The sequence below is a fragment of the Hymenobacter cyanobacteriorum genome (genome assembly GCF_022631375.1).
Taxonomy (GTDB): domain Bacteria; phylum Bacteroidota; class Bacteroidia; order Cytophagales; family Hymenobacteraceae; genus Hymenobacter; species Hymenobacter cyanobacteriorum.
This window is the reverse complement of sequence record NZ_JALBGC010000001.1, coordinates 63609-78891: the sequence shown is the minus strand read 5'-3', so window position 1 is coordinate 78891 and position 15283 is coordinate 63609. Positions and strand designations below refer to the sequence as shown.

At 59.3% G+C, this 15283-nt stretch carries 14 protein-coding genes; 6 read left to right on the top strand and 8 right to left on the bottom strand.

The window, feature by feature from the left end; genetic code table 11:
• Window positions 1–35 precede the first annotated feature (35 nt).
• The 4 genes from MON38_RS00400 to MON38_RS00385 all read left to right on the top strand — a co-directional run bounded on the left by MON38_RS00400 (window position 36) and on the right by MON38_RS00385 (window position 3981).
• Window positions 36–1676, top strand: a complete 1641-nt coding sequence (locus MON38_RS00400; protein ID WP_241934156.1) for a chemotaxis protein CheA — start codon at window positions 36–38, stop codon at window positions 1674–1676.
• Between the two features lie 56 nt (window positions 1677–1732).
• Entirely contained in the window at window positions 1733–2365 is a 633-nt protein-coding gene (locus tag MON38_RS00395) for a chemotaxis protein CheC (protein ID WP_241934155.1), read from the top strand.
• A gap of 155 nt (window positions 2366–2520) precedes the next feature.
• Complete coding sequence (locus MON38_RS00390) at window positions 2521–3612, top strand: agmatinase family protein (RefSeq protein WP_241934154.1); 1092 nt, start codon at window positions 2521–2523, stop codon at window positions 3610–3612.
• 30 nt (window positions 3613–3642) lie between these two features.
• A complete protein-coding gene (locus MON38_RS00385) occupies window positions 3643–3981 on the top strand; it encodes a phage holin family protein (protein WP_338423740.1) in 339 nt (112 codons plus the stop codon).
• A 72-nt stretch (window positions 3982–4053) separates the two neighbouring features.
• Here MON38_RS00385 and MON38_RS00380 read toward each other — a convergent pair whose 3' ends face one another.
• The 5 genes from MON38_RS00380 to MON38_RS00360 all read right to left on the bottom strand — a co-directional run bounded on the left by MON38_RS00380 (window position 4054) and on the right by MON38_RS00360 (window position 10757).
• On the bottom strand, window positions 4054–4815 hold the full coding sequence (locus MON38_RS00380; RefSeq protein WP_241934153.1) for a DUF4349 domain-containing protein: 762 nt from the start codon (window positions 4813–4815) through the stop codon (window positions 4054–4056).
• Between the two features lie 259 nt (window positions 4816–5074).
• A complete protein-coding gene (locus MON38_RS00375; protein ID WP_241934152.1) occupies window positions 5075–5950 on the bottom strand; it encodes a DUF4349 domain-containing protein in 876 nt (291 codons plus the stop codon).
• A 180-nt stretch (window positions 5951–6130) separates the two neighbouring features.
• Window positions 6131–7435, bottom strand: coding sequence for a UDP-N-acetylglucosamine 1-carboxyvinyltransferase (murA, locus tag MON38_RS00370; RefSeq protein WP_241934151.1), 1305 nt, complete (start codon window positions 7433–7435; stop codon window positions 6131–6133).
• Window positions 7436–7553: 118 nt separating this feature from the next.
• Complete coding sequence (locus MON38_RS00365; RefSeq protein WP_241934150.1) at window positions 7554–8300, bottom strand: DUF4290 domain-containing protein; 747 nt, start codon at window positions 8298–8300, stop codon at window positions 7554–7556.
• A gap of 207 nt (window positions 8301–8507) precedes the next feature.
• Window positions 8508–10757, bottom strand: a complete 2250-nt coding sequence (locus tag MON38_RS00360) for an ATP-dependent helicase (protein ID WP_241934149.1) — start codon at window positions 10755–10757, stop codon at window positions 8508–8510.
• Between the two features lie 190 nt (window positions 10758–10947).
• Between MON38_RS00360 and MON38_RS00355 the strand changes: the two genes are divergently transcribed.
• Window positions 10948–11526, top strand: coding sequence for a DUF3109 family protein (locus tag MON38_RS00355; protein ID WP_241934148.1), 579 nt, complete (start codon window positions 10948–10950; stop codon window positions 11524–11526).
• Between the two features lie 96 nt (window positions 11527–11622).
• Here MON38_RS00355 and MON38_RS00350 read toward each other — a convergent pair whose 3' ends face one another.
• Window positions 11623–12081, bottom strand: coding sequence for a peptidylprolyl isomerase (locus MON38_RS00350; RefSeq protein ID WP_241934147.1), 459 nt, complete (start codon window positions 12079–12081; stop codon window positions 11623–11625).
• Between the two features lie 219 nt (window positions 12082–12300).
• Between MON38_RS00350 and MON38_RS00345 the strand changes: the two genes are divergently transcribed.
• Window positions 12301–12933 (top strand): fasciclin domain-containing protein, encoded by a 633-nt coding sequence (locus MON38_RS00345; RefSeq protein ID WP_241934146.1) that lies wholly within the window; start codon window positions 12301–12303, stop codon window positions 12931–12933.
• Between the two features lie 87 nt (window positions 12934–13020).
• On the opposite strand, the gene rsgA is transcribed toward MON38_RS00345, so the two are convergent.
• Complete coding sequence (rsgA, locus tag MON38_RS00340; protein WP_241934145.1) at window positions 13021–13995, bottom strand: ribosome small subunit-dependent GTPase A; 975 nt, start codon at window positions 13993–13995, stop codon at window positions 13021–13023.
• Window positions 13992–15248, bottom strand: a complete 1257-nt coding sequence (locus MON38_RS00335; RefSeq protein WP_241934144.1) for a 3-deoxy-D-manno-octulosonic acid transferase — start codon at window positions 15246–15248, stop codon at window positions 13992–13994. Before MON38_RS00335 ends, rsgA begins: the two co-directional genes overlap by 4 nt.
• Window positions 15249–15283 lie beyond the last annotated feature (35 nt).

Genomic DNA, 15283 nt, shown 5'->3' with positions numbered 1-15283 from the left:
AATGGTCAGGTAGATTTTTTACTTTCAATCGGCTTATGAAAACCCGCGACCAGGAATACCGCGAGATGTTCATGGCCGAGGCCCTGGAGTATTACGACTCCATGAGCCGGCACTTGAGCGAGCTGGAACGCAACACCGACGCCGGCCCGGCGCTAAACGAGCTGTTCCGCCTCATGCACAATCTCAAGGCCAACGCCCGGGCCATGGGGTTCACTGACCTCGGCGAAGTGGCCCACCACTTGGAAACGCTGTTTGGCCTGATTCGGGACAAGCAGCGCGAGTTTGGCGGTGCGCTGGCCAAGGTGGTTTTCACGGGCGTTGACGTGATGGGCACAATGATTCGGGCAATCGGGGCCAGCCAGCCCCTGCCCGATGCCACGGCCCTGCTTGATAACCTCGACCGCCTAGTGCGGGGCGAAGCCCCCATCATCGACGCCGAGGAAGAAGCCGAATCAGAAGAGGAAGCCGGCAAGAAAATGGAGCTGTCGGACCTGGTGTACATCCAGGTGAAGAAACTCGATAACCTGCTAAACCTCGTGGGCGAGCTGGTGATTGACCGTGACCGCGTGATGACCCTCGCGCAGGAGCTTGGCAACCCGGCGCTGCTGGCCACCGCCCAGCACCTGTTCCGCATTTCCGACGACCTGCAGTACAGCGTGATGGATGCCCGCCTGGTAGGTGTGGGGGTTCTGCTGAACAAATTCCCCCGTGTGGTGCGCGACGTGGCGACTGCCGAAAACAAAGAGGTTGAGCTGATTTTGAGCGGGCAGGATGTACAGATTGACCGCAACATCCTGCAAATCATCACCGACGCGCTGCTGCACCTTGTGCGCAACGCCGTCAGCCACGGTCTCGAAACGCCCGAGCAACGCCAGAAAGCCGGCAAGCCCGCCGTCGGCCACCTCACCCTCTCGGCCCTGACCGACCGCGAAGACGTACTCATTCAGGTGCGCGACGATGGCCGGGGCATCAACACCGAAGCCGTCCGCAAAAAGGCCGTGGAACGGGGCCTCGTAAGCGCCGCCGAAGCGCCGAAGCTCGATGAGCAGCAGGTATGGGCGCTGCTGTTTGAGCCCGGCTTTTCGATGGCCGAAAAAATTACCGACATCTCGGGCCGCGGCGTGGGCCTCGATGTGGTGAAGCTGGCGCTTGATTCGCTCGGTGGGCAGCTGCGCGTGGAATCGGAACTGGGCGTGGGCACTACGTTCACATTAGTACTACCGACCTCAATTGCCGTGAAAGGCGCTTTGTTGGTGGAAGTGGAGGACCGGCCCTACGCCGTGCCCCTCATGCACACCGATACGGTACTGGCGCTGCACCCGGGCCAGCTTTCGGTAGTTGGCGGGCTGCTTGTGACGCATTTTCAGGAGCAGGCGGTGCCTTTGGTACCACTGCGCCAACTGCTGTATGATGAGGGCGACGAACCGCTGCCCCTTGCTACCAAAGACAACCTGCACGGCACCCAGCAAGTGCTCGTCGTCAACTACAACAACCGCCGCCTGGGCCTAATCGTCGACCGATTTATCCGGCAGCAAAACATTGTCATCAAACCCCTTAGCAAGCCGCTGGATACCATCGATTTGTTTGGGGGCGTCACGCTGCTTGGCAGCGGGCAGGTGTGCCTGGTACTCGATGTGCCGGCGCTTACTCGCCTGTTCCTGGCCAAGCGCGCTTAACTTTCCTTTTCTTTCACATCAGTCCTCGCCGCTGCACTTCCCCTATTTTCGCCGTTATGGATTTATCGATGACCGAGTTAGAGCGTGATATAATCCGCGAGATTTTGAACATTGGCCTGGCTCGCGCCGCCGATTCGTTCGCCGTTATTGCCCAGGAGCGGGTATTGTTGGAAGTTCCCAGCATCGACCTGTTGATGAGCAACGACATCCTGTCGAAAGTGCGCGAGTACCAGTCGCGGCACGTCGCCATTCAGTCCGACATCCGCGGCGACTTCAACGGCACCACCCTGATGTTCTTCTCGGGCCAGCACGTGCAGCGCCTGTCGCGGGTCTGCCTGCGCATGCAAACTTCCGAAACCCTTGAAGTAAACGAGTTGCAGGAGTCGCTGCTGCTGGAAATCAGCAACATCATCACCGGCGCGCTCGTCACGCAATTGGCCAATATCCTCAAGGCCAATATCTACGGCGCGCCGCCCGTTGCGCCGCGCGGCGACATTGCCGAGTCGATGCAGAACCTCGTGCCTGAGCAGCAGCTCCAGCCGCTCATCTTCTCGGTTATCACGCAGTTCTCGGACCGTGACAACATGGTGGAGCTGCCGCTGATGCTGTTTTTCGACCGCGTGACGTTTGAGAAAATCCTCGAAATCATTCGCAGCTACGACTTCCTGGGCCGCCAGATGTCGGCGTAGGTCGACAATGGCCTGCACCTGAACGTCATGCTGAGCGTAGCCGAAGCATCTCTACCGCGCAAGTAACTTGATTACTGCAGCACGCGAGATGCTTCGGCTACGCTCAGCATGACGTTCTTTTTATTCCCTTCTAAACTACTTTGATTCTCCATTTTATGTCTAAAGCTGACGCCCTCGCCCAAAAAATTGCTTCCTTCGACCCCAACGCACCCGGCGAAGCCGAAGGCGGCCTGTTTGGCCTGCCTTTCACCGCCGACGAGGCCCAAGTAGTGGTAGTGCCCGTGCCGTGGGAAGTGACCGTGAGCTACCGGGCCGGCACCGCCCAGGGCCCGGCCGCCATCCACGAAGCCTCGCTGCAGGTCGACCTCTACGATTCCGACATTCCGCACGCCTGGAAGCTGGGCTTAGCCATGGATGAAGCCGATGCCACCATTGCTGCTGCCAGCCAGGAACTACGCCCACTGGCCGCCGAATACATCGGCTGGCTCGAAGAAGGCCGGCCCGAAGAAGGCCGCAAAAAGCATGAAGGCGTGCCCGCGCAGGTGACCACCGCTGGCCAGAAAATGATGCAGAGCCTGAAGGAGCGCACCGGCGCGCTGCTCGATGCCGGCAAGGGCGTGGTGCTGCTGGGCGGCGACCACAGCACGCCGCTGGGCTTCCTGCACGCACTGGCCGAGCGGCACGAGGAGTTCGCCATTCTGCAGTTCGACGCGCACTGCGACCTGCGGCCATCCTACGAGGGATTCCAGTACTCGCACGCCAGCATCATGCACAATGCCCTGGAACTGCCGCAGGTGAAGAAGCTGGTGCAGGTGGGCATCCGCGATTTCTGCCAGCAGGAGGCCGAGCTGATTGAGCATTCCAACGGCCGGGTGGCGCTGTTCAGCCAGCGCTTCCTAAGCGACGAGAAGTTTGCCAAGAAGTCGTGGAAGAAGGTCTGCGGTAAAATCATCGCCCAACTGCCTAAAAAAGTATACATCAGCTTCGACATTGATGGCCTCGACCCCAAACTGTGCCCCGGTACCGGCACGCCCGTGCCCGGCGGCTTGGAGTTTGAGGAAGCGACTTATCTGATTCGCGCCATCGTGCGCGAAGGCATCGAAATTATTGGCTGCGATTTGAATGAGGTAGCCCCAGGCGATACCGAGTGGAACGCCATAGTGGGCGCGCGCCTGCTCTACCAACTTTGCAACTGGATGGCCGTATCGCAAGGGCGGCTCACGGCGAAAGGCGTGCACGCCGAGTAAGCTTTTCTCACCCTCATTCCCTTCCTTCTCATGCTGAGCTTCATTCTCAAATTCATCCTGTCGGCCGTGCTGGTGTATGGCCTGAGCCTGATTCTGCCGGGCGTAACCCTGAGTGGCGTAGGCGGCGCGGCCATCCTCATCGTCGTGCTGGCCATTCTGAATGCCATTGTGAAGCCCATCCTGCAGATTCTGGGCCTGCCCATTACCATCCTCACGCTGGGCTTGTTTCTGCTGGTTATCAACGTCATCATCGTAAAGCTGGCCGACTACCTGATGAGCAGTTTCGACGTGCACGGTTTCCTGAACGCGCTGCTTTTCAGCCTCGCGCTGTCGGTGGTGAATGCCGTGGTTGATATGATTATCGACTAAATAGCCATTTCGCTAATGCATAAAAAAGGCCTCTCACGCACGTGAGAGGCCTTTTTCATGCCCGATAGATTCCTAAGCTGCGAGTTGCCGCTTACGCCACCGGCGCAGCCACCACCACGTCACCGGGGCCAGCAGCCAAAGCGGCCAGATGGCTACCAGACCGATAAACAGGCCCGTGAGCAGCGTCCAGCCGGTGTAGAATGACTCGACCACGCGGCTGGCAAACGATACTACCGGGGCTTCGGGCACCGGCTGCGGCAGCACCTGGTAACAGGCCAGCGAGATGGTAGAGTAGCCCACCTCGTCGTCGAGGGTTTTGAGGCGGCTTTCGGTGCTTTCGATTTCCTCGCGCACTTCGCCAATCTTGCCTTCAATTTCCAGGATTTCGCTGATTTTGCGGGCCCTGCCTAGCAAGTCAATGTAACGCTTCTCCACAGCACGCTTGGTGGCCAGGCGGGCGGCTACGTCGGCATGCTGAGCGGTTACGTCGTCGGTGGTGAGCTTCTTTTCCTCCACAGTACCCAAGCCGCCGAGGGCTGCCAACAGCGCATGGAAGCGGGCCGGCCGCACCCGAATGGTCATAAATTGCCGCCATTCGCCATCGGCCCGGGTTTCGGTAGCGGCGCTTAGGAAGCCCTCGTTGCGGCGCACGAGGCTGTCGAGGCTGGCGCTGGCGCGGGGCAGGCTGGGCACTTTCAGGCGCAGGTCGGCGTGGTAGATGAGCAGGCGGGAGGGCGCCACTACGCCGGTAGGAATGGGCAGCGGGGCCGCTACGCCGGGAGCTGCGGCATCTTCGGCGGCGTCATCGGGGGCACTGGGTGGGGGCGGGGCCATGCTGAGGGCTGCTGGTTCCGCCATCATCACGTTGTGAGCTACACCTTCTGTTTTGTGAGCTGCCTCGCTACAGCCACTCAATAGCGCCGCCAGCAGAAGCGCAAATCCCCCAATAGTTTTCATGGTAAATGAATATTTTGCTGTGCCGAATACGAAAGCCTGATGAGCAGCCAACGCAACATGCTTTCGAATTCATATAGCCATGCTGGAAAATAATGCGGCAGCTCTGGCATAGCCGCCACGTTGGCCAGGAGGATGGCTACGCGGGCAGCGACTGCCGCAAGCGCCAGCGGTGCAACGCCCAGGCCCCGAGCGCGGCCAGCAGCAAAGCCGGCCAGGCATAAACCAGTCCCACGGCCAGTTCCATCACCAAATTCCAACCCCAGCCAAAGGCCTGCCGAAAGCGCGGTGCAACCGGCGGTTCCGGAGTTGTAAGCTCGGTAGTGGGCAGCACCTGGTAGTAGCGTAAGGTGAGGGAAGCCCAGTTAGCACGGTTGCTGAATTGCTGGAGTTGCCCCTTCATTACTTCCGTTTCGACCCGCTGCCGACGGGCTTCGCCTTCAAGCCGGGTACGCTCGGCAGGCGTGCCGGCCTTTGTTAGCTGCTGGCGGGTCTGAGCTTCGGCGGCTTGCTGCGCGTCGAACTGGGCAGCGGCGGCCAGTGCGTCGGCCGTGATGTCGGCGGCAGCAATGTCCTTGGCTTCGATGTGGCCTAGCTTGCCGAGGGCCGACACCAGCGCCACAAATTGCCGGGGCGGTACTTGCAGCTTCATTTCCTGGCGGCGCTGGCCATCGGCGCGGGTTTCGTGCGCGGCGCCTAAGTAGGCCCCGTAGCGCTCCAGCAACTCGTTCACATGGTCGGTGGCTTTATCAAAGTCATTCACGGCCATTCGTAGCTCGGCCTGGTAGGCGACCGAATGGCCGGGCTGTGCTTTGGCGGTTGCAACGCTTTCGGTTGGTTGCTCTTCCGGGGCTGTTGGCGTTGCTACCGGGGTGGACGAAGCCACCGCTGTTGTGCCCGGAGCATGCTGTGCCTGGGCAGTTGGTGGGGCATCGGCAAAGGTTTCGTCGGATTTGGCTTGGCTGCACCCGGCCAGCCCCAGTCCGAGCAGGACGGGAATTATCAGGTATTTCATCGGAAATGGAGAGGGGAAAGCTGAATGAAAAAAGACTCAGCGGCGCAGCTGTCGCTTTATCCGAATTCCAGTTTTCGGTAACCCAACAACACAAAAAAGCAGCCCGACCGGTGAGGGTCGGGCTGCCGAAAAAACTGCGTTTGAATATCAGAAATGCCCTTTTCAGGTGCTGATAAAAAATTACAAGCGGCGAATGTCGGCCCCCAGCGCGTTTAGGCGCGTGTCGATGTTCTGGTAGCCGCGGTCAATCTGCTCCACGTTTTCGATGGTGCTTTTGCCTTCGGCCGACAGCGCGGCGATGAGCAGCGCCACCCCGGCCCGAATGTCAGGCGAGGTCATCGTGATGCCGCGCAGGCGGGTGCGCTGGTCGAGACCGATGACGGTGGCGCGGTGTGGGTCGCAGAGAATAACCTGTGCGCCCATGTCGATGAGCTTATCAACGAAGAACAGGCGCGACTCGAACATTTTCTGGTGAATTAGCACCGTGCCCTTGGCCTGGCAGGCCACCACCAGCACAATGCTCAGCAAATCGGGCGTGAAGCCGGGCCAGGTGTGGTCGCTCACCGTCAGGATGGAGCCGTCGAGGTAGGTGGCGATTTCGTAGTGCGGCTGGGCCGGAATGTGAATGTCGTCGCCCCGGAATTCCAGCTGAATGCCCAGCTTGCGGAAGGTGTCGGGGATGAGGCCGAGCTCCGGAATCTGGCAGTCCTTGATTGTGATTTCGGAACCCGTCATGGCCGCGAGGCCGATGAAAGAACCAATCTCAATCATGTCCGGCAGCATGCGGTGCTCGGTGCCGCCCAGCTTCTCCACGCCCACAATGGTGAGCAGGTTAGAGCCGATGCCCTGGATATTGGCGCCCATGCGCACCAGCATGCGGCACAGCTGCTGCAGGTAGGGCTCGCAGGCCGCGTTGTAAATCGTGGTAGTGCCCTCGGCCAGCACGGCGGCCATCAGGATGTTGGCGGTGCCGGTAACTGATGCCTCATCGAGCAGCATGTGGGTGCCCTGCAGCTTGCCGTCGACTTTGATGCGGTAGAAATCAGTGCCTTCGAGCGTGAGCTTGCCGCCCAGCTTTTCGAGGCCCAGAAAGTGCGTATCCATCGGCCGGCGGCCAATTTTGTCACCGCCCGGCTTGGGGAGCTGGCAGCGGCCGTAGCGCCCGAGCATGGGGCCGAGAATCATCACCGAGCCGCGCAGCGCGCCGGCCTGGGCCACGAATTCGGGCGTGTCCATGTAGTCGAGGTTCACATTCTCGGCCTGAAACATGTAGGTGTCGGTGGCCAGCTTGCCCACTTTTACGCCCATGTCGCGCAGCAGCTCAATGAGCTTATTCACGTCGCGGATATCCGGAATGTTGCTGATGGTAACGGGCTCCGGCGTCAACAATACCGCGCAGAGAATCTGGAGGGCTTCGTTTTTGGCGCCCTGGGGCGTGATTTCGCCGCGCAGGGGTTTGCCGCCGCGTACTTCAAATGCAGCCATATTTGATTGAGCTGTTAGCTACTAGCTGTTGGCTGTTAGCTATTAAAAAAAAGCAGCTGAATAAAGTCCGAAAGACCTTAGCTAATAGCCAACAGCTAGTAGCTAACAGCTAAAAAAACTACTGGGGCGGCTGCTGCGGTTCCTGGCTGCGGCCTTTCTTGCGCTTCTTACCGTTTTTGCCACCAAAGCCATTGCCCCGGTCGCGGTTGTCGCGGTCACGCTCCCGGTCGCGGCGGTCGCGGCCCTGGCCGTCGCGCTGCGTGGGTTGGGGCACGATGAACGGCTTGCTGCCCGCTGGTGCAGCCGGCATCTCAAACAGGTTTTCGCTGTCGACCAGCGCCGCATCGAGCTTAAGCTGGCCGCCCGACAGCTCGCCCATGTGGCGCAGAATGGTCACGTCCTTAGCATTTTCCTTGTTGTGCTGGCGGTAGAGGAATTTCATCGTGCGGCCAATCTGGATGGTGGCCTGCTCGCGTTCAGCGGCATCCTCAATGGTAATGGCTTTGGCGATGAGGGCTTCGATGGCCGCGCCGTAGGCCCGCAGCTTCGGTGCCGTGCGGGGGTAGGGCACGCGGCTGGGCTTCTCGGTGCGCACCGTGAGGCTGCGCAGGGCCACGGGCGCTTCCAAAGCAACGTCTTCGCCAGCCATGGCGTGCAGGTGGTTCCAGAGGCGGGTCTGAATTTCGGGCAAATCACGCAGCGCTGGCTGCAGGCGCAGCATCAGCTGCACAATGGCGGTAGCGCGCTTGGTGCGCTCGGCCACGTCCTCAATGTTCTTGAGGCCCTGAATGAGCTGGTAAGTGCTGTGCCCGTATTCGCGCACCAGCAGCTGCAGGTGGAAGGGCAGGGAATTAATATCGGTCATAAAAAGCAGGAGGGAGGCCGCCAGGGGCAGGGCTCAGGCCAAAGATACGGCGCAGGGGCTGTCGTGTGGTGCAGAAAAGCACGTCATGCTGAGCTTGTCGAAGCATCTCTACCGCGCAACTAATCTTAAAAGTTGCAACGTAGCGATAGAGATGCTTCGACAAGCTCAGCATGACGTTTCTAAATAAGCAAGCGTGAGCATGTGAGCCTAATGCACCCGCAGCTTGGCGAAGTTCAGCAGCAGTACTTTCTCGCCCACTTCTTCGAACTGAATGGTGGCTTTGGTGGTGCCCTGCTGGCTTTCGAGCGCGCTCACGGTGCCGAAGCCGAACTTGGCGTGCTCCACACGCTGGCCGGTTTGCAGCTTCGAGGTGTCGGAAGGAGCGAAGTCGGCCGGAGCCACGTATTTGGTGGCCTGCACTTTGCGTGGCGGCGTCGGAATTAGGTTCGAGCGGCGCTCGAACACGTGCTGGAACGGCGCGCCTTCGCCCGCGCCCGGCCCGGCGGCAAACTTGAAGTTGACGTACTGCGGGTCAATCTCATCCAGGAAACGGCTTTTTTCGCAGCTGCGCAGGTTGCCCCACTGGTAGCGCGAGGTAGCGTAGCTCAGCGTGAGCTTCTTCTCGGCCCGCGTGATGGCTACGTAGAACAGCCGGCGCTCCTCCTCCAAATCGGCCCGTGAGGTAATCATCATCTGGCTGGGAAACAGGTTTTCCTCCATGCCCACGATGTACACGTTGCGGAATTCCAGGCCTTTGGCCGAGTGAATCGTCATTAGCGTCACGGCCTCGCCTTCCTGGGCGGCGTCCTTCAGGTCGGAGTCCGTCACCAGCGCAATATCCTGCAGGAACGCGCCAAGGCTTTTGTCCTCCCGCTCGGGGTCGTCGACGTATTCCTTGATGCCGTTCAGCAATTCCTGAATGTTCTCGTAGCGCGACAGGCCTTCGATGCTTTTATCGGCATACAACTCCTCCAGCATGCCCGAGTTTTTGGCGATGAATTTGGCCGCTTCAAACGCGTCCTCCTTTTCGGCAATCACCATGTAGCTTTTGATTTTTTCGGCAAAGCCCACCACTGGGTTGCTCACGCGGGCCGGCATAAACTGGTCGGCGTTCGACACCACTTCCCACAGCGTATGGTTGGCCTCGTCAGCGGTGGTAATCAATTTGCTGATGGTCGTATCACCGATGCCGCGCTTGGGGTAATTAATTACCCGACGAATGGCCTGCTCGTCGTTTTGGTTGACCGTGAGGCGCAGATAAGCCACCAAATCCTTGATTTCCTTGCGCTGATAAAACGAGAGGCCGCCAACAATTTTGTATTTGATATTTAATTTCCGCAACGATTCTTCCATTGCGCGACTTTGCGCGTTGGTGCGGTAAAGAATAGCGAAATTGTCGTACGACAAATGCCCGTTCATCTTGTCTTCGAAGATGGAATTGGCAATTAATTTCCCCTCTTCGTTGTCGGAAGCGGCTTTCAGGACCTCAATCAGCGGGCCTTCCTCGTTTTCCGAAAATACGTCCTTGCGCAATTGCGCCTGGTTATTTTTAATCACCGAATTGGCGGCCCATACGATATTTTTCGTAGAGCGGTAATTCTGCTCCAATTTAAATACCTGCAATTCCGGATAATCCTTTTCGAAATTCAGAATATTGGAAATATCCGCGCCGCGGAAGGCGTAAATACTCTGCGCATCGTCGCCCACCACGCAAATATTCCGCTCCTTGGCCGCCAGCTTGCGGGTAATCAAATACTGCGAATAGTTGGTGTCCTGGTACTCGTCCACCATCACGTACTTAAACATATTCTGATACTTATTCAGAATATCGACGTGGTCGCGAAACAATACGTTGGTGTTGAACAACAGGTCGTCGAAATCCATTGCGCCAGCCTTGAGGCAGCGCTGGTAGTACTGCTGGTAGATGACCCCGATTTTGGGCCGCAGTGCCGCCTCATCGTCGGCTTTGATGCTCGGGTCGTTGAGGTATTGGTTGTGCGAGATGAGCTTGTTTTTGGCAGCTGAGATGCGACCGAGCACCAGGTTGGGCTTGTAGAGCTTGTCATCAAGCTCCAGCTCTTTCACAATCTGGCCAATCAGGGTTTTCGAGTCCTGCGTATCGTAGATGGTGAAGCTGCGCGGAAAGCCGATTTTGTCGGCCTCGGAACGTAGGATTTTGGCAAACACTGAGTGAAAGGTGCCCATCCAGAGGCTGCGGGCGGCGGGGCCAACCACTTTCTCCACGCGGGCGCGCATCTCCTTAGCGGCCTTGTTGGTGAAGGTGAGGGCGAGGATGTTGAACGGGTCGACGCCCTTTTCGAGCAGGTGGGCAATGCGGTAGGTGAGCACCCGGGTTTTGCCCGAGCCGGCGCCGGCGATAATCATGCACGGGCCATCGGTTTGCATCACCGCGGCGCCTTGCGACGGATTCAGGAGGGAAAGATAATCTAGTGCCATATGCGAAATAAGCCGCCTTTTGGGCGGGTCTACAAAGGTACGGAGCCCCAATGCAAAGCCTGTCGCCATTCAGCAGGGCTTATCTTTGCATTGGTTGCTGTAGGGTGCGGGGCTTGCCCCCGCCCGGCGTCTGCGCCACTATACAAGTCGTTCAACGACGGGCGGGGGCAAGCCCCGCACCCTACTCACAATGATTATTATCCAGGAAACGGTCATTTCCGACGACATCGCCGACCATTTTTTCGTTTGCAACCTCGAGGCCTGCAAGGGCGCCTGCTGCGTGGAGGGCGACCTCGGAGCGCCACTCGAAGAGCCCGAATTGAAGATTCTGGAGCAGGAATACGCCAATATTAAGCCCTTCCTCACCGAGGCCGGGCAGGCCGCTATCGAGGCCCAGGGCCTGTATATTAAGGATTGGGAAGGCGACTATAGCACTACGACCATAGATGATAAAGAGTGCGCCTACGCCCTCTACGACGAGCGTGGCATCCTGAAATGCGGCATCGAGCAGGCGTATCTGGCCGGGGCTACCACGTTCAAAAAGCCCATCAGCTGCCACTTGTATCCCATTCGCATCACGAAGTACGAAGGGTTTGATGCGCTGAACTACGACCGGTGGGGCATCTGCAACCCGGCCTGTTCGTTCGGCTCGACGCTGGGCGTGCGCATCTACCAGTTTCTCAAGGAGCCGCTGATTCGCAAGTACGGCGAGGGCTGGTACGGGCAGCTGGTGCAGGAAATTGAGAAGCCGTCGGCGGAAGGGAAGTAATAACAGCTGTCATCCTGAACGCAGTGAAGGACCTTATCACGCTAGAACGGCTTGTTCTGACGTGATAAGGTCCTTCACTGCGTTCAGGAGAAGCGCTTACGCCTCCGTCACCACGATTTTCTCGATTTCGTCGTTGGGCGTAATCTTGTCGATAACGTCCACGCCTTCGACTACTTTGCCGAATACGGTATGCACGCGGTCGAGGTGAGCGGTGTTCTGACGGTCGTGCACGATGAAGAACTGCGAGCCGCCGGTGTTTTTGCCGGCGTGGGCCATGCTCAGCGCGCCACGCTCGTGGTACTGGTTGCCGCCGCTGGTTTCGCAGTCGATTTTGTAGCCGGGGCCGCCGGTGCCGGGCATGCCCTTGGCGCCTTCGCGGGTATTGGGGCAGCCGCCCTGAATCACGAAATTCGGGATGACGCGGTGGAATTTCAGGCCGTCGTAGTAGCCTTTTTTGGCGAGGTCGGTGAAGTTCTTGACGGTGTTCGGAGCGTCCTGCTCGTAGAACTCAACTTTCATAACACCTTTTTTGGTGTGAATTTCGGCAGTTTTCATGAATCGCGGATTGTTAGCGGGTTAAACAGATTTTCGAATGCCAGTACGGCTTTCGGCGGGCGAAGGTAAGAATTTGACTGCCGTGCAAAACATCTGAAGCAGCTATTGGCTTCGTAAGCTCACAGCTGTAAGCGCATTTACGGCGCTAACTATTTTTCGCTTGCCTCGTTTCTCTTCTTTCAACCCCCTTACACCCGTTTCTTTCACCTTATCTGTTTCATGAAAAAATCTTTTGCTCCCCTGTTCGCTGCCTTTGCCACTACCGTGATGTTGGCTAGCTGCAACACCGAAACCACCAAAACGGAAACCGAAACCACCAGCACCGTCAACCCCGCCGATTCTATCGCCGCGGTGGCTGGCGACTCGGCCCGCATGGCCAAGCCCGAAGGCGTGATGGTGGACGGCGTGGCCATGACGGCCGACAAAGACATCGTGGACAATGCCATGGGCGCCAAAAGCGTGAGCACGCTGGTGGCCGCCGTGAAGCAGGCCGGCCTCGTTGAAACGCTGAAAGGCGCGGGCCCCTTCACCGTATTTGCCCCCACCAACGCTGCCTTCGACAAACTGCCCAAAGGCGCCGTAGCCGGCCTGATGGACCCCGCCAGCAAAGAGAACCTGAAAGGCGTGCTCACTTACCACGTCATCCCCGGCCGCCTCGTGGCCGCCGACCTGAAAGACGGCCAGGAGCTGACCACCGTCAACGGCGAAAAGCTGCACATCTCGGTGAAGGATGGCAAGGTGATGGTGAGCAACGGCAAAGATGCTCCTGCCACCGTGCAAATCGCCGACGTGATTTCGAGCAACGGCGTAACGCACGTGATTGACGGTGTGGTGCTGCCGCTGGCCAAGTAAGACGCTGCGGCTCAATAAAGAGTGAGGAGTGAAAAAATGTCGCGGCGACATTTTTTCACTCCTCACTCTTTATTGAGCCGCAGACGTTTAGTGCCGATTATCCTCGCCGGCCAGCATGCTTAGGTAGCTATCGTAGCGGGGCAGGGCAATGCGGCCCTGGTCCACGGCTTCGCGCACGGCGCAGCCGGGCTCGTGGGTGTGCTGGCAGTTGTGGTAGCGGCACTGGCCCAGCAGGGCGCGGAACTCGGGGAAGTAGCCGGCCAGCTCGGCGGGCGGCAAATCCACGAGGCCCAGCTCCTTGATGCCGGGCGTGTCGATGATGAAGGTGCCGGGGCGCACTTCGAGCATCTCGGCGAAGGTGGTAGTGTGCACGCCTTTGTCAGAAAATTCGCTGATTTCGGCGGTTTTCAGGTCGAGGTCGGGCACCAGGGCGTTGATGAGGGTACTTTTGCCCACGCCCGAGTGGCCCGCCAGCAGGCTCACTTTGCCGTCGAGCAGCTGGTCGATTTCGGCCACGCCCTCGCCGGTGGTGGCGGCGCAGGTCCGGCTGGGGTAACCCAGGCTGGCGTACATGCCCGCGATTTCGGCCTGGTACTCGAAGCCTTCCGCGTCGTACAAATCGGTTTTGTTGAAGAGCAGCGTGACGGGAATGTGATACGCCTCGGCCGTGACCAGAAACCGGTCGATAAAGCCAAACGACGTGGCCGGCGACACCAGCGTGACGACCAGCAACGCCTGGTCCAGATTCGCCGCTACGATGTGCACGTGGCCGGTTTTGTGCACCGACTTGCGCACGATGTAGTTGCGGCGCTTTGCGATATGCGAGATAACGCCCGCGCCCTCGGTCTGGGCCTCGATGCTGAACTCGACGTGGTCGCCCACAGCCAGTGGGTTGCTGGCTTTCAGGCCCTTTATCTTGAATTTGCCGCGTAGCCGGCAGCGGTACAGCTCGCCGGTTTCGAGGCCGCGCACCACGTACCACGAGCCCGTGGATTTGACCACGATGCCGTGCAGCAGGCCGGTCGGGCCATCGGGAAGGTAGGAATCAGCGGAGGTTTTCATCGGACGGCGGGGGTGAGGTGGCGCAGGGCGGCCATGATGGTGCGCGTGGCCCCGGCCTGGTCGTGCACGTAGTCCAAAATCGTGTCCTGCAGGCGCAGGCGGGCATCGTCGTTGTTCCAGAGGTAGGTGAAAGCGGCTTCCAGCTCGGCCCCGTTGTGCACCGGGAACGCGCCCTTCATTTCTACTAATTCCACGGCTTCCTGAAACTTGCCATAAGTTGGCCCGAAAAACAGCGGCAGGCCAAAAGCCGCGGCCTCCAGCGTGTTGTGCAGGCCCTTGCCAAATGCGCCGCCCACGTAGGCGTACTCGCCAAAGCGGTAGAGCTGGCTTAGCAATCCCACATTATCGAACAGTAGTACGCGCGCCTCGGCCACGGTAGTTTCCTCCGCGAGCGAGTAGCGCTGCACCGGGCCGGGTAACAGCGCTTCCACCTGCCGCAGGTTAGCTTCGGTTACTTCGTGCGGGGCGATGAGCACACGCAGCTCGCGACCATAGCGCTCCAGCAGCGGGCGCAAAACCGGCAGGTCCTCGTTCCAGCTGCTGCCTACTACCAATACCGGCGCGCCGTCGGACACGAAGGCATCTACCAGCGGCAACGAGCGGGCCGGGGCCAGCGCGGTAGCCACCACGGTATCAAAACGGGTGTCGCCGGCCACGCTCACCTTCTTAATTCCCACGCTTCGTAGAAGCTTGGCTGATGCCTCGTTCTGCGTAAAAATGTGCGCGAACCGGCCCAGGATTTTCCGGAAGAACCCGCCCCAGGGCTTAAAAAATACTTGCTCGGGCCGAAAAATGGCCGATACCACCACCGCCGGAATCTGCCGCTGAAATGCCTCGTTCAGGAAGTGGTACCAGAATTCGTACTTCACAAACACCACCAGCCGGGGCTGCACCACGTCCAGAAAGGCGCGGGCGTTGGCGCGGGTGTCCAGCGGCAGGTAGAAGATGTAGTCGGCCCCCGGCCAGTTCTTACGCACCTCGTAGCCCGAGGGCGAGAAGAACGTGAGCACGACTTTGGTACCGGGGTGGGCCTGCCGGTACGCATCAATCAGTGGGCGGCCCTGCTCGAACTCGCCCAACGAGGCGCAATGAAACCACGCGCGGGGCGCGGCATCGGCCCCAATCGTGTCGCGGATGTGGGCCAGCAGGCCCTGCCGGCCCGCCACCCAGGCGGCCGCTTTCGGCACAAACGGCGCTAACAGTCGGAGCAGCAGGCCATATAGGCCCAGGGCGATATCGTAGAGGAAAAGCAAGCCCCAAAATTACGCCATCGGCGCGCAGAATGCGA